Genomic DNA, 19,942 nt, shown 5'->3' with positions numbered 1-19,942 from the left:
TCGAAATTGCAGCAGAAGCGGGAATTTCGGAGGGTGGAAAAGGGCCGCGTTGGAGCAAAATTGACTTGTTTTCGATGCTTGCATAATTTGGAGTTTCAATAGAGACTTATTTCCGGAAAGGGAACAGGTGCACCCCATGACGAAAAACGGAGCGACGCAGTCGAAGCAGGATAAGGTTTGGGCAGCTCTGGATCGGTTTCGCATTGAGATCCCTTCATGGGGCTTTGCGAATACGGGAACGCGTTTCGGGAAATTCGTCCAGAATGCCGCCGCGACCACCATTGAGGAGAAGTTTGCCGATGCAGGCGAGGTGAACCGATTGACGGGCGCGAGCCCCACGGTGGCGCTGCACGTTCTCTGGGACGTTCCGAACGGCACCGCGGATGTGGAGAAGATTCGCGCACTGGAGAAGCAGCATGGCGTGAAGTCGGGTTCCATCAACCCGAACCTCTTCCAGTCCCAGGAGTACAAGTTTGGATCGATTGCAAACCCGAGTTCAGAGGTGCGCAAGATGGCTCTGGGCCATCTTCTGGAGTCGGTGGAGATTGGGCGGGCACTGGGGACTCGCGATATCTCGATCTGGGTCTCGGATGGCTCGAATTATCCCGGCACACAGTCAATTCGCCGCCGCATCGGGTGGATGGAGGAGGTATTGGGAGCGATGCATGCAGCCACCAGCGAGAGCCAGCGGCTGCTGATCGAGTACAAGCCCTTCGAGCCAGCCTTCTACCACACGGACATCGCCGATTGGGGGATGGCGCTCCATCTTGCACAGAAGGCAGGACCGCGGGCGAAGGTTCTGGTGGATACGGGACACCACTATCCCGGCACCAATATCGAGCAGATTGTGGCATGGCTGCTGCATGTGGATGCGCTCGGAGGGTTTCACTTCAACGATCGCAAGTATGCGGACGATGATCTGACGCTAGGCTCCATCGATCCGTACCAGGTCTTTCGCATCTTCCACGAGATTCTGAGCGCGCCAGCGGCGAAGACGGACGGCATCGCCTACATGATCGATCAGAGTCACAATCTCAAGGGCAAGATGGAGGCGATGGTGCAAAGCGTGGTGACGGCCCAGGAGCTGTTTGCCCGTGCGGCGATGGTCGATCGCGAGGCCCTGACGACTTTACAGGACGAGTGCCAGCTGGTGGAGGCGGAGGAGATGTTCCGCGACAGTTTCTGGACGGATGTGCGGCCGATGGTCCGGGCGTGGCGCGAGGCGCGTGGCCTGCCTTCGGACCCGCTCGGGGAGCTGAAGGCGAGTGGCTATGTCGACCGAATCGCCGGAGAGCGCGCGCAACGAAATCGGAGTGCTGTTTCGAGTTACGCTTGATCGTTCTCTCTGGAAGAATCGGAAGCTCGGGTGATAATGGTCCGAGCTAAAGAAGGAGCTGCACGCGTTGGCCAAGACATCGAAGCGTCTCTACCTTATCCCGGTCCTTTCGAAATCCCTGGACATTCTCGAGCTGTTGCAGGCGGAAAACCGCCCCATGTCGCTCGAGGTGATTCATCGCCGTACCCGCATCTCGAAGACCACGGTCTATCGGGTATTGAAGACACTGGTGCATAGGGGATACCTGGCGCAGTCGCCGGATGGCATGTACCGGCATGTCATGCGGCCGAAGAAGCTGCGCTTCGGATTCGCCGGCCAGAGTGCGGATATGCCGTTCTCGGAAGAGGTGACGCGAAGCCTGCGAGATGCGGCTGCGGCCTCGGGAGTCGACCTGGTGGAACTGGACAACCGCTACGATGCCGCGACCGCGGTGCAGAATGCGGAGGAGTTCATTCGCAGCAAGGTCGATCTCATTATTGAATTCAATGTCGAGCAGTCTGTCGCCGCGATCATCGGAGACAAGGTGGCCTCAGCCGAGATCCCCCTGATCGCGATCGATATTCCTCACCCGAATGCAACGTACTTCGGGGTGGATAACTATCGTGTGGGAGTGGAGGCAGGAGAGGCGCTGACGCGGCATGCGCAGACGGAATGGAACGGCAAGGTGGACCGGGTGATCGGACTGGATCTTCCGGAGGCCGGCATTCTTGTACAGGGGAGGATCTCCGGCGCATTTGAGGCGGTTCGGTCCGCGTTTCCAAATCTCCCGGCGGATGCCTTCCTTCGTCTGGACGGCCGCGGCATGCGTGATACCAGCGCAAAAGTGATTGCGGACTATCTGAAGAAACATCCCAAGGACCGTCATATTCTGGTCGCCGCGGCAACCGACACCAGCGCGCTGGGGGTGGTCGATGCGGCTCGTCAGGCCAAGCGCCAGAAGCAGATCGCCGTCGTCGGCCAGGATTGCATCGCAGAGGCATTGGAAGAGATTCAGTCGGCGTCATCGCCGTTGATCGCTTCGGTTCTGCATGAGACCAACGCCTACGGGCCCAACCTGATGCAGCTAGGCCTGGCGCTGTTGAAGGGACAGATCGTACCTCCCTACAACTATGTGTCGCACAAACTGGTTACGCGAACGTCGCTACCCTGAGTGCGGGCTCGCCCCCGGTCCGGGATGCGGAATTCCCAAAGCGACGCCGGTTTTCTGTCCTTCCGAGGGAACGGCGCGATCCGATTATTTCGAATCAGAAACATTTGCCGTATTGGTCACCGCTATGGAATGATGGTGATCGCGAATTCTGAAGGGGAGAAAGCTCAATGGCTGGGGATGGAAGACTGAAGTTTCTGGAAGATAAATGGGACGAGGCGGTCGCGGCGAAGCTGGACGCGCCGGAGCTCCTGCGTTATCGCAGCAACCTGCTGGGTTCTGACCTGCGCATCACCAACTTCGGGGGCGGGAATACCAGCTCCAAACTCGATGAGACCGACCCCGTCTCCGGTGAGAAGACCAAGGTGCTTTGGGTGAAGGGCTCGGGCGGCGATCTGGGCAGCATCAAGCGTTCCGGCTTTGCCACGCTTTATCTCGACCGCTTGCTGGCGTTGGAGAAGCAGTACAAGGGCGTGGCTGAAGAGGACGCCATGGTGGCTCTCTATCCCCTGGTCACCTTCAACAACAACCCGACCGCGGCTTCAATCGATACACCCCTGCATGGCTTCCTTCCGTTCGCCCATGTCGACCATCTCCATCCTGACTGGGGAATTGCCCTCGCTGCTTCCGCCAACGGCAAGCAGAAGATGGACGAGTTCAACAAGGAGTTCGGCCACAAGCTCGCGTGGCTGCCCTGGCAGCGGCCCGGCTTTGAGCTGGGGATGATGCTGCGCAAGATCGTCCAGGATACGCCGGGATGCGATGGCGTTGTTCTGGGAGGCCACGGCTTATTCACATGGGGCGACACACAGCGCGAAGCCTACCTGAATACGATCACGATCATCGATCAGTTGGGACAGTTCATCGAGCGCCACGCCTCGCAGGCGGGATACAGCCGTTTCGGCGGCGCGAAGGTGCAATCCCACGCGGAGCGCGGCAAGGTTGCCGCCGAGGCGATGCCTTACCTGCGTGGGGCGGTCTCGCGCAAGCAGCGTTGGATTGGAAGCTTCTCCGACTCCGAGGCGGTGCTTAATTTTGTGAACTCGAAGAATGCGGAGCAACTGGCGCATCTGGGAACGAGCTGCCCCGATCACTTCATCCGCACCAAGATCCGTCCGATGTTCCTCAAGTGGGATCCGTCGAGCGATCCGAAGGAGATTCCGGCGTTGATCGAAAGCTCGCTGGAGACCTATCGTGCCGAGTATGCGGACTACTACAAGAAGCATGCGTTGACGGATTCGCCCAAGCAGCGGGACGCCAGCCCGACCGTGGTGCTGCTGCCGGGAGTAGGAATGTTCACCTTCGGCAAGAGCAAGACGGAGGCTCGCCTGACCGGTGAGTTCTACATCAATGCCATTGGGGTGATGCAGGGCGCGGGTGCCCTGGGTGGAGGTGTGGAGTGCAAGGACATTCCGCAGGCCGGCCCGGCTGCTTCTGCTGACCAGTTCACGATGTATGACAACTATGTCGCGCTTCCGCCGAGCGAGGCCTTCCGGATCGAGTACTGGGCCCTGGAAGAGGCGAAGATTCGCCGTCAGCCGCCGGAGAAGCAGTTGAGCCGTCAGGTGGCGTTGATCGTCGGCGGAGGAAGTGGCATCGGCCATCAGGTCGCCCTGATTGCAGCCGAGCGCGGAGCCCATATTGTTGTGGCGGATCGCGACCTGGCCGGTGCCGAGCGTGTCGCCGAAGAGTGCAGAGCCATCGCGGGCAAAGAGGCCGTGGGCTTTACCTCCATCGACATTCGCGACCGCAAGGCGATTCAGTCTGCGCTTGAGGCCACGATCAAGCAGTTTGGCGGTATCGACATTCTCATCAACACCGCCGCAATGTTTCCCTCGTCGCCGGATGGCATCATCACCGACGCGCAGTGGGCGCTTACTCTTGAGATCAACGTGACCGCGAACTACCTGCTGGTGGACGAGGCGCAAAAGATCTTGAAGGCCCAGGGACTCGATTCGAGCGTCGTGCTGACCAGCTCGGCGAATGCGGTAGTTGCGAAGCGTGGAAGCGAGGCGTACGACGTGAGCAAAGCTGCGCTGAGCCACCTGGTTCGCGAACTCGCCGTCAGCCTTTCGCCGAAGGTTCGCGTCAACGGCATCAGCCCGGCCACCGTCGTGAAAGGATCCACGATGTTCCCGCGAGATCGCGTGAAGGCATCGTTGACCAAGTACAAGATTCCGTTCACGGAGTCGAGCACGGACGATGAGCTGCGCAACGCGCTGGCGCAGTTCTATGCCGAGCGCACCCTGACCCATACCCCCATCGATCCCAAGGATTGCGCCGAGGCCATCATGTTCCTCGCTGGTCCTCTGACGCGATGCACAACCGGACATATCATTCCCGTGGACGGCGGACTGGTGGAGGCTTATCTGCGATGAGTGAGGCGCAGGAGCCACGTATCCCCAAAGACAGGCGTGCCTCCATCGCGATCGATCTCGGCGCAGAGAGCTGCCGTGTGAGCCTGCTGCGATGGCAGGATGGCGCGCCGCACATGGAACTCGTCCATCGCTTCGGCAATGGACCGGTGCAGCGTGAAGATGGGCTTCACTGGCCGCTGGATAAGATCGTCGAGGGAGTAGAAGAAGGTCTGCGGAAGTGTGTCGAGCTCGCGCCTGAAGGCGTGCGCTCGATCGCTGTCGACGGCTGGGCGGTGGACTACGTTCGCCTGAACGATGACGGCGTACCGGTTGCTGAGCCCTTCTGCTATCGGGATGAACGTAACGTCCGCGCCGAGACAGAGCTGCACAAACGGATCTCCACAGAACGAATGCGCGAGATTACCGGGATTGGGCAGTTGTCGATCAATACGCTCTACCAGCTTTACGCGGATCGCCAAGCTGGGTACGCGCCTTCCCGCTGGCTCAATCTCCCGGAGTATATGCTTTCCCGCCTGGGTGGGGAGCCGGTTGCCGAGTTCACGAATGCAACGCATTCGCAGCTGATCGACGTACATACCCGCGAATGGAGCGCAGAGCTCTTCCGCGAAGCCGGACTGAAGATCGAACTTGCGCCGCGAATCGTTCCTCCGGGCACCCGCCTGGGAAAACTAGGCGGCCCTCTGCAGCAATTGGCTGCGTTTAGCGATACGGAGCTAATCGCCCCCGCCTGTCACGATACCGCTTCGGCGATCGCGGGGATTCCCGCGCTGGGAGATGACTGGGCCTACATCAGTTCGGGAACGTGGTCGCTGGTAGGCGCGCTTACGTCGCGACCCGTCGATAGTCCGGCGGTGCGTGCAGACAACTTTACGAATTTAGGCGCGGTAGGCGGAGCCAACTGCTTCCACAAAAACGTAAACGGCATGTGGCTGATCAAGCAGTGCGAAAGCGCATGGGCTGAGCAGGGTTTCCAGCCTGGAGTGGCTGAGTTGCTTCGAGGATGCGAGGGCATGGCTCGTCCGGAGGTTCTTCTGGACGTTGACGACCCCGATCTTCTTCTGATGGGAGAGATGCCCCAGCGCATCAATCGTCAGCTGGCTGCGAAGGGGGCAAGGCCGCTCGTGGAATCCCCCGACGGAGCACCCGCGTTTGTTTCGCTCATTCTTCATAGCCTGGCCGCGCGTTATGCGCAGGTGCTGGCGCAAGTGAAGGAGCATACCGGCAAGGATCTGAAACGTGTCTTCGTCGTTGGCGGCGGCTCGCGGAATAGTCTGCTGAATCGCCTGACTGCGGAATCGACAGGGCTGGAGATTTGTTGTGGCTCTGCAGAGAGCTCCACCCTTGGCAACTTCGCTGTGCAGCTCGCCACACTGGAGAGCACATGTTCGCCGGCTTCTTCGGCCTTTGCTGCCGAGGTCTATAGCTGGGCCCGTCAGCTTGCATAAGTTAGAAATGGAGCGATCGATGAGTCGCATTGCAGATACGCAACGAGGCCGCCTTCTTCCGGCTTTGCTTTCCATAGTGATCGGAGCGGCTGCCTGCGCGGCTCCGCTGCAGGCGCAGCAGACGTTGGACCAGTTGCGGCAGGGGTTTGCAGCGCCTCCAAACGACGCGCGCCCCATGGTTCGCTGGTGGTGGTTCGGCCCCGCGGTAACGAAAGACGAGATTGCACGCGAGATTCACCAGATGCATGAGGGCGGCTTCGGCGGCTTCGAGCTTGCATCGGTGTATCCACTGGCACTGGACGATCCGCAAAAAGGTATTCGGAATCTTCCCTATGCCTCGCCGGAGATGGTGGAGATGCTTCACTTCGCGCGCGAGCAAGGCAGCTCGCTGGGAATGCGCGTCGATCTCACGCTTGGAAGCGGCTGGCCGTTCGGCGGTCCTCAGATTCCAATTGATCAGGCAGCAGGCCGGTTGCAGATTGTGGTTGAGGCTCTCCCGGCAAAGAAGATGCCCGAGCTTGCGGCTGGCGATTTACCCGTTGCGGCATTCATCGCGGAAGGTACGCCGGAACACTACGACTCCGCGACGGCGAAGCAGATTAAATTTCCCGAGGACACGAGCGTCCTTCCAACGGTTTCGTCCGGTCAGCCTCAGGTTGTTCTCTTCTTTATCAACAGCCACACGCGGCAGATGGTGAAACGCGCTGCGGTGGGCGGGGAGGGCTTCGTGCTCGACCACATGTCGCGCCAGGCGATCGATACACACCTTCGCACGGTTGGCGATGCATTGCTCAAGGGATTTGCCGATGCGCCGCCCTATGCCATCTTTTCGGATTCGCTGGAGGTCTATGCCAGCGACTGGACCCCGCATCTGCCGGAAGAGTTCAAGAAGCGTCGTGGCTACGATCTGATCCCACATCTTCCCGAGCTTGTTGCGGGAGGAACTCCAGAGGCAGAGGCGATTCGTCATGATTGGGGCGTGACGCTCTCCGACCTGGTGCGAGAAAACTATCTCAGGCCGCTGACGGACTATGCCACTGCGCATCAGACGCGGTTTCGTTCCCAGACCTATGGCTTTCCCGCTGCCACATTAAGTGACGAGAGGGTTCCACAGCTGCCCGAAGGAGAAGGGCCGCAGTGGAATCGTTTTTCGTTTACGCGCTGGACCTCCTCCGCGAATCATCTCTTCGGTAACAACGTCACTTCGGCGGAGACATGGACGTGGCTGCACTCGCCTGCCTTTCGCGCTACGCCGCTCGACATGAAGGCCGAAGCGGACCGGATGTTTGTTGAAGGTGTAAATCAGATCATCGGCCACGGCTGGCCCTATTCGCCATCTTACGCCACCGAGCCCGGTTATTCGCTTTATGCCGCTGCCGTATTCAACGCGCACAATCCATGGTGGGCGGTGATGCCGGATGTCACGAGCTATCTGCAACGCGTGAGCTGGATGCTGCGTCAAGGAGAGCCGGCAAACGATGTCGCTGTTCTGCTGCCGGAAGACGACGCGCAGGCGAGCTTCCGCCCCGGCCATGTCTCGGTGACGGACGAGATGAAGACCAGGATTACACCCGCGCTGATGCAGGCCATTCTCAACACGGGCCACAATGTGGACTACGTCGATGGGCCCGCGCTCAAGGATCTTCACAGACATTCGCTGCTGATCGTTCCTCCGACGCAGCGAATCGAGCTGGCTGCTCTCGAACAGGTTGCAGCTTATGCGAAGAGCGGTGGCAAGGTGATCTTCATCGGCACAACTCCTTCCATGGCTCCCGGACTGCTGGATGCGAAGGACACGGCAAAGATCCAGGCTGTGATGCAGCAGTTGGTCTCCGCCTGTGTGCATGTGGATAGCGAAGCGGAGCTGCCTGCCGCCATCAACCGCCTGGTGCGGCCTGATCTCGACGTGCAATCCGCAAACGGTGCCATCGGTTTCCTGCACCGGCGCCTGCACGACGCAGATGTCTATTTCATCGCGAATGTGTCGCCCCAGTCTCAGACTCTTCCACTGCATACCGGCAGCAGCTATAAGACTGCAGAATGGTGGAATCCCGATGAAGGGACCGAGACTCTTGTGGGACAAGGCAAGCCTGTTACGCTCGAGCCGTATGGCTCTCGTTTGCTTGTCTTGCACGACGGCAGTGCTCCAGCGGAGATCTCAAGAGCGAAGGATCTGATGCCTGACTCGGTCGCGCCGATCGAACTGGGTCATTGGTCGGCAGCGTTTCCTGGGAACAAAGGATCTGCCGTACTGCCATCGCGAACGGATGCGAATACCGTGTGGACGGATGATCCGGCGGATGAATTTTATTCAGGTGAAGTGCGCTACAGCACCAGCTTTCGCGCTGCGGCCGCAAAGAGCAGAGAGCATCTCGTCCTGCACTTCGCGGATGGGAAGATTGTGCCGGAGACACAGCCTCCTGCTCCCAACGGCACGCGTGCGTGGTATGACGCTCCCATTCGCGAGGCTGCGATCGTCTACGTGAACGGGAAACGCGTAGGAGCGCTGTGGCATCCTCCGTACGAGCTTGATCTCACAAAGTTCATTCATGCCGGTGAAAACACTTTAGAGATTCGCGTATACAACACTGCGATCAATGAACTGGCGGGTCAGCCGCCGCACGATTACACGGCTCTGAAGGCCAAATACGGAGACCGGTTCCAGATGCAGGATATGGATCATCTGCAGCCTGTACCATCCGGGATCTTTGGTCCCGTGCAGATCGTCTATCGAAGCGAGCGGGCCAAGCCTTAAGCGACTGAAGGCTAGGCAAACAATTGTTTGCTCGAGGCATTCATAAAAAGCTTGCTCGCAGAAAGAATGACGAGCAGACCCGATCATCGTTGACACTGTCCTGCACGAAAAGCCAGTGTATAGAAACAGGTTTTTTCTGCACGTTGTCGATCTCACTTAGGAAAGCTGTCTTCATGCCCTTGCATCGCCCTTTGCCTTATCTCTCTGCGCTTGCCGCAATGCTGGCTACATCTTTTACCTTCGCAGCCGGTAAGACCTGTGACGTTCGGTCCATGGGCGCTGCGGGCGATGGACGTACAAAGGATACGGCGGCGATTCAGAGCGCAATCGATGCCTGCTCGGTGCCGCATGGCGGAATTGTTCACTTCGCAGCGGGAACCTATGTCTCCGGCCCGCTCGACTGGAAGAGTCATGTGCGTTTGCAGTTGGATTCCGGAGCCACGCTGCTGGGATCGCCGGACCGGAGCGATTATCCAATACGCGAAGACTCGCAGTGGCGCAGGGTTTCGTTGCTGCACGCGGATCACGCGACAGAGATCTCCCTCACGGGCGAAGGAAAAGTGGATGGGAACGGCCATGTGTGGTGGGAGGCGAAGGCTGAAGACCGCAAAAAGAGACTGCCTGAGGCACCGCGGCCGATGCTCTTCGATCTGACGCACTCGAAGAAGATTCTCATTGATGGCGTGACCATCCAGAACTCCCCGCAGTACAACATCATGGCCGTGCTCTGCGATGGATTGACGGTGCGGAATGTAAAGATTCTCAATCCGGGCCGAACGGCGCCGAATACCGACGGCATTGATCCCATCTCAACCAGCCATGTATTGATCGAGCACGATCTGATCGATACGGGCGACGACAATGTGGCGACCAAGAGCGGACTGGTGGAGCGTGGCGACCCGAATGTGCCAAGCACGGATATCGTGGTTCGCGACTGCGATCTTCGCAATGGCCACGGACTTTCCATCGGCAGCGAAACGGCTGGCGGGGTGCGCAACGTCAAAGTGGAACGCGTGAAATTTCAAGGCACGCGGCAGGGAATTCGCATCAAGAGCGCGCGTGGCCGCGGAAATGACGTCGGCAACTTCAGCTTTCGCGAAATCACGATGACCGGCGTCGAAACTCCCATCCAGATCACGAACTACTACACCGGCGGGATGAAAGGTGATACGGCTCATCCTGTAACCGAGCATACGCCGCGCTTTCATGACATCGTGATCGAGAATGTAACGGCTACCGGAGCAAAACGTGCCGCCGTGATCTATGGCCTTCCGGAGAGCCCTGTAAAGCACGTTGTGCTGAAGAATGTTCATATCACCGCCGAGGCTGGAGCAGATATGCAGTACGCGCAGGTGACAGCGACCGACTTTGTCATAAAGGCATCGAGCGGCGAGGCGATCACAAAGGGTCCAGGCGTAACCATGGACGAGAAGCAGCAATGATGGGATCGGCGATGACGAGAGCTATGCGGAACCAGATGCGTACTCTTAAGATTTTGCTGGCAGGCTCATTCTGTCTGTTCCCGTATGTCTCGGTTGAGGCACAACAGGCGGTAACGCTGCCGATAACCGGACCCTCCGCGCAGAAGGCCATGCAGCACTTCGACTTCGTCTCCGATGGGCCGATCGGCCCCGGATGGACGCGGCCGGACCAGATCGCGCGGGTGTATCTGCATGAAGATTTACCAGCTCTGTTTCAACGTACGGTGGGACTCGAGGACGATGTGCCGGCCCACACAAAGCTTTCGTGGATCTTTACCGGTCCTCATGCTGGGGTGACGGTGGAGTTGACCGATTCGAAGATCCGTTTGCTCGAGCGATTCTATGATTCGACGGCTCTGGCGGACACGGGCGGCTATCCGGAGAGGATTGTGCGGGACGAGACGCGATCCTATGTGGGACATGCGCGAACCTTGAAGGTTGTCGTGGACGCGCATCTCTCCGTGCAGGTTCTCCTCAATGGCGAGCTGATGTTGAGCCAGCCCCTGGTCTTCGATCTGACGCGGCACCAGTTGATGTTCTCTGGTCCACGCAATCAACATCTGACGTTATCGGGAGACGTGCTGGAGGAGAAGCCTGAGAACGCGTCGATCACGGTGATGCAGCAAAACCGGCATCAGACAATGATCGGCTTCGGTGGAAGCCCGAGCATACCGGCTTACGCGCAGCTGAGCGCGGAAGGAAAACAGCAGTACTGGGACCTGTTGCGGCGTTACAACCTTCTGATCGATCGAGAGTATCCGATGGGGACGCAGATGAAGCAGGATCTGTCGAACGTGGAGGATCTTCGCGAAGCCACGCCGCACTACTACGGTGACAACTTTCCGAATGGAGAGGTCTCCGACTTTGACTACAGCCGGCATATCCGCGAGCTAGGCGGAGAGGTGTTGTACGAGATGTGGGCGCTTCCCCACTGGGCTGTAGAAGCGTATACGCCGCAAGGCAAACCTATCCTCGATGCGTGGGGCAAGCCCGTGCGCACGGCAGCGAAACCCGATGCTTATGCGCATATCGTTGTTGAATTCTGCAAACGAGCCAAAGAGCGGTCGGGGGCAGCTCCTGAGATCGTCGGCATTCAGAACGAGGTTGAGCAGGCCCCCGAGATCTACGCCGCGATGACAGTCGCGCTGCGCAAGGCCCTGGATGCGGCAGGATTTCAGCAGACGAAGATCCAGATGGCGGATGCTCCTTACGTCTGGATGGCCACGGGACGCATCCACGATCTGAAGCGCTTTGCGGAAGCATGGAAGGCTACGAATTACACGGCTACGCACCAGTACGATTACCAGGAGTTTCTCGCGAATCCCGATCTTTACGATGCGCGCCTACGGGAGATGCGCGAAGCCAGCGATGGCAAGCCCTTTCTCGCAACAGAGATCTGCCTGAATGATCCGCACTTTCAGGAGGCGTCCTATCGATTGGCCCTGCAGGTGGGTCAGCTCTACCAGAAAAATCTGACCGAAGCCGATGCCGAGATGCTGCTGTATTGCTGGCTTCTGCTGGATATCGAGCAACCCACCTTTGGCGGATCGCGTTCCTTGCTGGTTCCTGATCGTGCCCGCGGCGAAGTTCCCATCGCTTCAAGCTTTCAGCTTCGCGTGCTTGGTGCCTTCAGTCGTCACGTGTTGAAGGGAATGCGTCGTGTAGAGACTCGGGCCTCCAACCCCAACCTGATGACTGCGGCCTTTACAGATGGTGAGCGCAGCAGTCTGATCGTGTTGAACCGTTCTACTTCCAGCCAGCACCTCAGGATCGATTGGACGGGGGCTCACTGGACGCAGATGGAACACACCAGCTTCTATGCGGAAAATGAGGAGCTGCAGCCGCCTTCAGAGATCGTCATCGCACCCGGAGAGATTTTGACGCTCTCAAACTTCAGCGCGAAGTAGCCAGAAAGAGATCTCGGTCAATGACGTTAAAGCGCAAGAGTGCACTCCTCTCGTTGATGCTCGCTACTGTACTGCATGTGGCGTTGGCTGCTCCGAAGCCCGCAAAGGATGCCATCGTGATCGCAGTCTCTCCCAATGGTGACGACCGCGCAGCAGGAACAACGGTAAGCCCGTTTCGATCTCTTGAGCGCGCGCAACAGGCAGTGCGCCTTTTGAATGGCGATCACGATGTCATCGTGCAACTCTCCGACGGTATCTATCGCCTGGGCCAGCCACTGCGATTCACCGAGCAGGACGGCGGACGCAACGGCCATACTGTCACATGGCAAGCTGCCGATGCAGCGCATCCGGTGTTGAGTGGAGCGGTTCGGGTGACAGGGTGGCGCTTATGGGATCGCTCTAAAAACATCTACGTGGCCGATACGCCCCCCGGCGCGGAGGCGCGGCAACTCTGGGTCAACGATCAGCTTGCTCCAATCGCGTCGACGGAGATTCAGCGCAGCGATTATCTCTTCACCCGAGAGGGCATGACTCCAAAGCCCGGTACGGCCGTCCTGAAAGAGCTCGACGAATCGAAGCATCTGGAACTGCGCGCAACCGGCTTCTTCACCGAGCGAGTCTCTCCGATTGCGAGCGTGAATCAGGGCAGGCTCATCATGCAACAACCGGCCTGGGACAACAACCTCTGGGGATACGACACGATTGAGAAGCCATTTCATCCAGAGTCATCCCATCTTTATCTCGTAAATTCGCTCGGTCTGCTGACGAAGTCTGGACAATGGTATCTCGACCCCGACCAGGGAAAGCTGTATCTGCGGCCCGCTGCCGACGTCGATCTTTCCAAGGCAGACGTTGAGCTGCCCCGGCTCACGGTTCTGCTCTCTGTCGGGAACAATCTTGATGAGCCCGTACGCGACCTGACATTCCGCCATCTTCGTTTCTCGTACACCACATGGCTGGGCCCGTCGGGGCCGGAAGGCTATGCCAGCCAGCAGAGCGGATCGTATCTGGCCGGCCATGCCCTTGCGTTTCCAGCCGATCCCATCACGGTCTGCCCCCAGGGCTGCCCCGCGTTCGAGAGCGTACGCAACGAGTGGAAGCAGATGCCCGCCTCCGTGCAGGTCAGTGCGGCAGAGCGCATCACCTTTGACGGGGACGTCTTTGCGCACCTCGGCCAGTATGCCTTGGGCATCGGCAACGATGCAGATGCCATGCTCTCGGGAACAGGTCTCGGAACCGGAGACATTACCGTGACCGCGAATGTGTTCACGGATTGTGCCGGCGGAGCCATCCTCGCCGGTGGCGTGCAACGCGATGCCCATCATCCCCACGATCCGCGCCAGATCAATCGCCAGCTGATCGTGCGCAATAATCGCATTCGCTCCGTCAGCAAGGACTTCTTCGACAACGCCGCGATCCTCAGCACCTACGTCGAAGGAGCGGTCATCCTCCACAACGACATCTCCGATGTCCCCTACGATGCCATCGACATCGGCTATGGATGGGGAATGCAGGATCCCAATGGCAATCCGAACTACCGTGTGCGGATGCACGGATACGACTGGCCGCAGAACCTGGTGTATCGAACGCCAACCACGCATCGCGATGTCGTCGTCGCCGCAAATCGCATCCATGACGCAAAAAAACTCTTTCACGACGGAGGGGCTATCTACAACCTCTCTGCCAGCCCCGGGACCCTCATCACCGAAAACTACATCTTCGACAACCACGCCCTCATCGCGCTCTATCTCGACGAAGGCTCTCGCTACATCACCGTGCGCAAGAACGTCGTGCAGGACCCCGGCGGCGAATGGCTGAACATCAACACGGTCCATGCAGCCTATCCGTTGCGCATATCTCCGGACAACACCGCCATCGACAACTGGCACGATGGAACCAGAGTCGGCGGCATGTGGACGAACTATCAAAACGACCTGATCCTCGACGACCACCTCATCACAGACGGTAACTGGCCCCCGGAAGCAAAAGAGATCATGAAGAACTCCGGCATTGAGCCAAACGCCGGTCCGGTAGTCTACGGCGCAGCAAAGCCCACGGAGGAAGAGAGCGCGAGAAAACCTGCTGCGACCGTGCCGTCGAATTGAGTTTCATGAAAATGAAAGTTAACTAGTCTTATAAAAATAATCTATTGACAATGGAAGACTGCGTCATCTAGTGTTCCGTCGTTGTGTGGTGCATCTCTTTATTCCCTATATAGGTTTTTCGGAGCCTGGTATGAGCCGCATGTGCGCCAGGTGCGCCGCGGTCGAACTCGTACATGGCTCCGCTCTCAGGAGGATGGAATGTCGTTCAAAAAACTGCTGCATGCCAGTGGTCTGGCGGGCGTGCTTCTTATTGCCGGTTTGGCGCAGGCGCAGTTCTCGGGCAGCCTGCAAGGATCGATTCAGGATCCCACCGGTGCTGCCGTGCCCGGATCTTCCCTTACGTTGACGAACACCGCGACAGGTGTCACGCAGACCGTTCAGTCCGATCCCAAAGGAGACTATCGATTTCTAAGTCTCGCTCCCGGCAACTACGTTGTCTCGGCAACCGCAAACGGATTCGGAACCACCAAGGTTCCCTTTACGCTCACGACTGCGCAGCTGATGAACGTTCCTATCACTCTGGCAGTGGCAGCCTCGCAGCAGGTTGTGGAGGTCTCCGACCGCGCACCGGTGCTGGATACCGCTGAGTCTCGCACGCAGCTGACCATCGACACGGAAGCGCTCGACTCGCTTCCACTCCCCGGCCGCAACCAGCTCGGCCTGGTCACACTTGCGCCGGGCGTAACCGGGCTCGGCGTTCAGGGAAGCGGCGGCAACGGCCAATCGACAGATAATTACGGCTCTGAAACCCAGGTTACCGCGAGCGCAAACGGACGCAGCAGCGTCGGCAACATGTACGTCGTGGACGGTCTCGACATCACCAGCAACATCACTCCGGGCGTGCTCAATCTCGTTCCCAATCCGGACACGATTCAGGAAGCCACCGTCCAGGTGAATACCTTCGATGTCGAGTACGGGCGAAGCAGCTCCATCGTCGAGGTGATGACGACGCGCTCGGGAGCCAATCGCTATCACTTTCTCGCCAGCCAGTACTACACCGCCAACTGGCTGACGGCTCGAACCCAGTTCCAGCCCAGCGAGACCTTCAAGATGCTGCCGTTTCACTCCAGCAACATCTCGGCTACCCTGAGCGGTCCTGTTCCTTTTCTCAAGAACACGTTTTTCTTTACTGGATGGGAACCGCTGCTTTCTTCCACGCAATCCAGCTCGCAGGTCACCTATGAGGACACGCAGTTCATCGCCTGGGCGAAGACAAACTGGCCGAATTCAGTTGGAGTCAAGCTGCTCGATCAGTTTCCCGCCACAAACGCAACCACCACAGGGGTCGCGCAGACAGGCGCTACGCTCTTCAAAAGCACCTGCGGTACTGCGGCAGCAGCCAATATTCCCTGTTCGCTTCCGGTTGTCGACAGCGGAGTTCTTGCCGCAACCAACTACCGCGATGCCTTGCAGTGGAACGCCCGTGTCGACAAGGTCTTCACCAAAGATCGTATCTACGGAAACTACTACCAGACCCGCCTCGATATCGGCGGCCCTTCAGTGCGTGTGGGACACGACTCTCCACAGCACTACATCGTCCGCTCTGTTCAAGGCAACGAAACTCATACCTTCAACTCCAGCACCGTTAACGAAGCTGCATTCGGCTGGCTTCGCATGGAAGGTTTGATCAATGCCACCGGGCCGTTCCATCTGCCGATCATCTCCCTTACCTCCGGATGGGGAACCCAGCTCGGAGTCGGCAAGGCCGATGAGAATTACGTGCAGCATCATGCGGTCTGGAAAGACACCGTATCCCACATCTTCGGAGCGCATAACGTTCGCGTTGGGTACGAGGGATTCTGGGGAGACAACCTGACCTTCTTCGGTCCCTGGAACTCGCAACCGGCCTACTCGTTTCAAACCGTGGCGGACTTTGTGCAGGACAAGATCTTCACCGAATCAGGAGTTTCCTTCGATCTGCTCACCGGGCAACAGGCTGGCCTGCGCGGTGGCAGCTTCCAGTTCGACGGCAACATGACCGGACTCTTCGCGCAGGATACCTGGAAGCTCAATAAGCGAATCACCCTCACCTACGGCCTTCGCTGGGACGACTTCGGCAATCCCTCACCGCAGAAGGGAACCGTCGCCTCAAACTTCTTCTACGGTCCGGGCGCAACCATTCCCGACCAGGTAGCCAATGGCTACGTAAAACAAATCTCGAACGGCTTCAACCACTCCATTATGGCGTGGAGCCCACGTGCAGGAGTTGCATGGGACCTTACAGGACAAGGCAAATGGCTGGTTCGTGGTGGCTTCGGTCTCTATCACGACTGGGTTACGCTCGGGAATGTACAGAACGAGTTCCAGAATCCTCCCGCTCCCGCCTCGGTCTCGTTCCAAAGCAATACCGATGGTCCTCAGCCCGTCTACAGCGTAGGAACCAGCGATACTTATCCCTTCGGCTTTACCTATCCCGATTTCAAGGGCTACACCCTGAACGACCACGGCGGTATTGCGGGGCTTCAGGTCAATGTCGGCGGAAACGATCCCAACCTCAAGGCCTCCAACACGCTCAACTACACCGTCACGCTTGAGCGAGGAATCACCAACGATTACTCGGTCGCGGTCGGCTACTCGGGATCGCACTCGAACAATCTCTTTACCGGTTTTGCTTCCCGTACCACCAACGCAAATTACGGAGTCGACGTAAACAATTTTCCCGGCAGCCTGATTGTGAATAAAGGAAAGTTCGTTCGCCTGAGCAACAACTTCGGATCCATCCGCTATACCGTCAACGGTCCCACGTCTTCCTACAACGCATTTATCGCGTCCTTCAAAGGACGGGTCATGCATCACGGTTTCATCAACGCCTCCTACACGCGTTCCAACTCTTACGACGATGCAGGCACCTATCCTACGGTTCAATCCAACACCCTGAACTACAAGCAGTATTGGGCTCCTTCCAACTGGGATGCACCCAACCGTCTTTCTCTGGCGGTCGCGTATGAGCTGCCAAACCTCAAGGCCGGGCCAGGATTTCTGCACTACCTGACCAACAGCTGGAAGCCCAGCGCGATCACCATTCTCCAGAGCGGATCTCCGTTTACCGTTCTACAGACAGCGTCTTATTCCGCCGGTGGCGATTACAACGCCGACGGCAACAACAGCGATCTGCCCAATATTCCCAGCTACGGATACAGCATTCCCACGGACCGCAATCACCAGCTGGGTCGAAACGCAGATGCAACGCCGAACAAGAGCGTCGCTGGTGTCTTCGGCGCGGCCAGCGACTTCACTCCTCCAGCCGATCGTCCTTCGGAAGGCAATCAGGTCATCAACGGCTACAGGAATCCCGGCTATGCCAACACCGATTTCGCATTGTTGAAGAACAATCGCATCCGGGAGTTCGCAAACCTGCAGCTGCGCCTCGAAATCTTCAACCTGTTCAATCGAGCCAGCCTCACTGGAATCTCTTCCACCCTCACCAGCTCCACCTTCGGGAAAGCAACAGGCCAGTATCCCGCCCGCTTCCTCCAACTTGGTGCACGACTTGAATTCTGATCCTCAACCCACGTCATCTCGACCGGAGGCGCGCAGCTCTATCGCGCGTCGGAGTGGAGAGATCCCTGTATTTCGCCTTGTCGCTTCCCGGAAGGGATCCCAGTTGCTCACTTCCGATTTAATTTGAAATTACTTTCGAAATATAAATTAACTTCCATTATTGTTGCGAATCACGTGGTCCATCCAATATAGTGATCTCGTTCACGGAGATCTTCACCGTCTTTACCGACACACATTTGCCCCTCTCTGCCCCAATCCGGCTCCTGCTTCCGCCTCTTCTGCTCGCGACCTCTGTCCTTGCGCAGGGCATAGAACAGCGCTCTCTCCTGCATCCCGATGACTACCGCCACTACGTGCAGACCTTCGAGACGGACGAGCAAGTCGCCACAGGAAAGCTCTACAACGGCGAGCCCGCTGCTGCTGGCCAGCTGCCGGAATCTGCGTGGTCCTGGATGGAGCGCGAGATCCCCTGGTTCGACTCCTCCGACAAATCTTTCGAGGAGATGTACTACTTCCGCTGGTGTGCGTGGAAGAAGCATCTCGTGCACACGCCCACGGGATACATCATCACCGAATGGCTGCCCAAGCCGGACTTCAAGGACGGCAGCTTCGGCGCGCTTCCCGACGCCGTGCCCTTCCATCTCGGCGAGGCTCGCTGGCTGCACGATCGCTCCATCGCCGAAGACGATGCCCGCTACTGGTATCGTCCCGACGTCGATAGCCGCAAATATTCCGACGCCATGGCGACCGCCGCTCGCGACGTCTCCCTCGCCAACGGAGACACACCCTTCGCCACCAGCCTGCTTCCCGAGATGACCCGCGTCTATCACGACTGGGAGACCACCCAGCAGGACGCGAACGGTCTCTTCTGGTCCATCGATACCCGCGACGCCATGGAGAAGAGCATCAGCGGAGACGGCTATCGCCCCACGCTGAACAGCTACATGGTCTCCGACGCCCGCGCCATCGCTGCGACAGCGCGCGCTGCTGGCAACACCACTCTCGCAGCGGAATACGATGCCAAAGCCGACAAGCTGAACCGCCTCATCGAAACCATTCTCTGGAATCCGAAAGATCAGTTCTACGAAGTCGTCTCGCCGGCGAAGGACTCCGGCATTCGCGCACAAAAGAAGTTCATCGATCCGGGCACCACCATGCAGCTCTCCGGCGTTCGCGAGCTCATCGGTTACAACCCGTGGTTCTTCAGCTCGCCCGCGCCGGATCACGACGCCGCGTGGAAGCAGCTCTTCGATCCCCAGGGCTTCGATGGCAAGTACGGAGCCACTACCGCAGAGCGACGCAACCCACGCTTCCGCTTCGCCAGCTCCGACCAGTGCACATGGAACGGCCCCGCGTGGCCCTTTGCGATGACCCAGACCCTCAACGCGCTTGCAGCCTACCAGAACACTCCCGGCCCTCACACCACAGGCCCCGAAGATTTCTACAAGCTCTTCAGCCGTTACGTTCTCGCGCAGCATATCAAGCTCGCCGACGGCCGCCTGATCGACTGGATCGACGAAGACTACGACGCCGACACCAATGAATGGATCGCCAAGCGCATGCTGATCGAAAAGAACAAGCAGATCGGCCGCGGCAACTACTACAACCACTCAGGCTTCGTAGACCCGCTCATCACGGGGCTCATCGGCCTTCGCCCTCAATCTGGCAATCGTCTCGTCGTGCATCCGCTCGTCTCCGCAAAGCAGTGGAGCTACTTCGCCATCGACGAGCTCCCATATCACGGTCATCGCCTCACCATCGCCTGGGACAGCACTGGCCAGCGCTACAAACGCGGCAAGGGAATGTGGATCGCAGTCGATGGCCGCGTCGTAGCAAAACGAAATGAGCTTGGCCCGCTCGACGCCGATCTGCTGAGCAAATAACACA

Annotated in this window: 10 protein-coding genes; all 10 read left to right on the top strand. The window is 58.5% G+C overall.

Going from position 1 to position 19,942, the window contains the following annotated elements; all coding sequences use genetic code 11:
- Positions 1 to 136: 136 nt before the first annotated feature.
- The 10 genes from AC5S26_RS21265 to AC5S26_RS21220 all read left to right on the top strand — a co-directional run bounded on the left by AC5S26_RS21265 (position 137) and on the right by AC5S26_RS21220 (position 19,938).
- Positions 137 to 1,336: a sugar isomerase gene (locus tag AC5S26_RS21265; protein ID WP_494186949.1), complete on the top strand. Its 1,200-nt coding sequence runs from the start codon at positions 137 to 139 to the stop codon at positions 1,334 to 1,336.
- A gap of 67 nt (positions 1,337 to 1,403) precedes the next feature.
- On the top strand, positions 1,404 to 2,486 hold the full coding sequence (locus AC5S26_RS21260; protein WP_494186948.1) for a substrate-binding domain-containing protein: 1,083 nt from the start codon (positions 1,404 to 1,406) through the stop codon (positions 2,484 to 2,486).
- A gap of 167 nt (positions 2,487 to 2,653) precedes the next feature.
- Positions 2,654 to 4,861, top strand: a complete 2,208-nt coding sequence (locus AC5S26_RS21255; protein WP_494186947.1) for a bifunctional rhamnulose-1-phosphate aldolase/short-chain dehydrogenase — start codon at positions 2,654 to 2,656, stop codon at positions 4,859 to 4,861.
- The gene (locus tag AC5S26_RS21250; RefSeq protein WP_494186946.1) at positions 4,858 to 6,306 is read left to right on the top strand and encodes a rhamnulokinase; all 1,449 of its coding nucleotides are present in this window, start codon (positions 4,858 to 4,860) and stop codon (positions 6,304 to 6,306) included. The genes AC5S26_RS21255 and AC5S26_RS21250 overlap by 4 nt, the downstream gene beginning before the upstream one ends.
- A 19-nt stretch (positions 6,307 to 6,325) precedes the next feature.
- A complete protein-coding gene (locus AC5S26_RS21245) occupies positions 6,326 to 9,061 on the top strand; it encodes a glycosyl hydrolase (protein WP_494186945.1) in 2,736 nt (911 codons plus the stop codon).
- Between the two features lie 173 nt (positions 9,062 to 9,234).
- Positions 9,235 to 10,503, top strand: a complete 1,269-nt coding sequence (locus tag AC5S26_RS21240; protein ID WP_494186944.1) for a glycoside hydrolase family 28 protein — start codon at positions 9,235 to 9,237, stop codon at positions 10,501 to 10,503.
- Positions 10,504 to 10,538: 35 nt separating this feature from the next.
- Positions 10,539 to 12,449, top strand: a complete 1,911-nt coding sequence (locus AC5S26_RS21235) for a glycoside hydrolase (protein ID WP_494186943.1) — start codon at positions 10,539 to 10,541, stop codon at positions 12,447 to 12,449.
- 20 nt (positions 12,450 to 12,469) lie between these two features.
- On the top strand, positions 12,470 to 14,554 hold the full coding sequence (locus AC5S26_RS21230) for a hypothetical protein (RefSeq protein WP_494186942.1): 2,085 nt from the start codon (positions 12,470 to 12,472) through the stop codon (positions 14,552 to 14,554).
- A gap of 198 nt (positions 14,555 to 14,752) precedes the next feature.
- Entirely contained in the window at positions 14,753 to 18,055 is a 3,303-nt protein-coding gene (locus tag AC5S26_RS21225; protein ID WP_494186941.1) for a TonB-dependent receptor, read from the top strand.
- Positions 18,056 to 18,246: 191 nt separating this feature from the next.
- On the top strand, positions 18,247 to 19,938 hold the full coding sequence (locus tag AC5S26_RS21220) for an MGH1-like glycoside hydrolase domain-containing protein (protein ID WP_494186940.1): 1,692 nt from the start codon (positions 18,247 to 18,249) through the stop codon (positions 19,936 to 19,938).
- Positions 19,939 to 19,942 lie beyond the last annotated feature (4 nt).

The sequence above is a fragment of the Edaphobacter sp. FHG110511_03 genome (genome assembly GCF_059115365.1).
Note: the sequence above shows the minus strand (reverse complement) of the source record. Positions and strands in the feature narration are given on the sequence as shown.

What these genes read in the sequence shown, in the direction of transcription:
- AC5S26_RS21265 (WP_494186949.1), top strand. Translation starts at nt 137, where the DNA reads ATGACGAAAAACGGAGCGACGCAGTCGAAGCAGGATAAGGTTTGGGCA.
- AC5S26_RS21255 (WP_494186947.1), top strand. Translation starts at nt 2,654, where the DNA reads ATGGCTGGGGATGGAAGACTGAAGTTTCTGGAAGATAAATGGGACGAG.
- AC5S26_RS21250 (WP_494186946.1), top strand. Translation starts at nt 4,858, where the DNA reads ATGAGTGAGGCGCAGGAGCCACGTATCCCCAAAGACAGGCGTGCCTCC.
- AC5S26_RS21245 (WP_494186945.1), top strand. Translation starts at nt 6,326, where the DNA reads ATGAGTCGCATTGCAGATACGCAACGAGGCCGCCTTCTTCCGGCTTTG.
- AC5S26_RS21240 (WP_494186944.1), top strand. Translation starts at nt 9,235, where the DNA reads ATGCCCTTGCATCGCCCTTTGCCTTATCTCTCTGCGCTTGCCGCAATG.
- AC5S26_RS21235 (WP_494186943.1), top strand. Translation starts at nt 10,539, where the DNA reads ATGCGTACTCTTAAGATTTTGCTGGCAGGCTCATTCTGTCTGTTCCCG.
- AC5S26_RS21230 (WP_494186942.1), top strand. Translation starts at nt 12,470, where the DNA reads ATGACGTTAAAGCGCAAGAGTGCACTCCTCTCGTTGATGCTCGCTACT.
- AC5S26_RS21225 (WP_494186941.1), top strand. Translation starts at nt 14,753, where the DNA reads ATGTCGTTCAAAAAACTGCTGCATGCCAGTGGTCTGGCGGGCGTGCTT.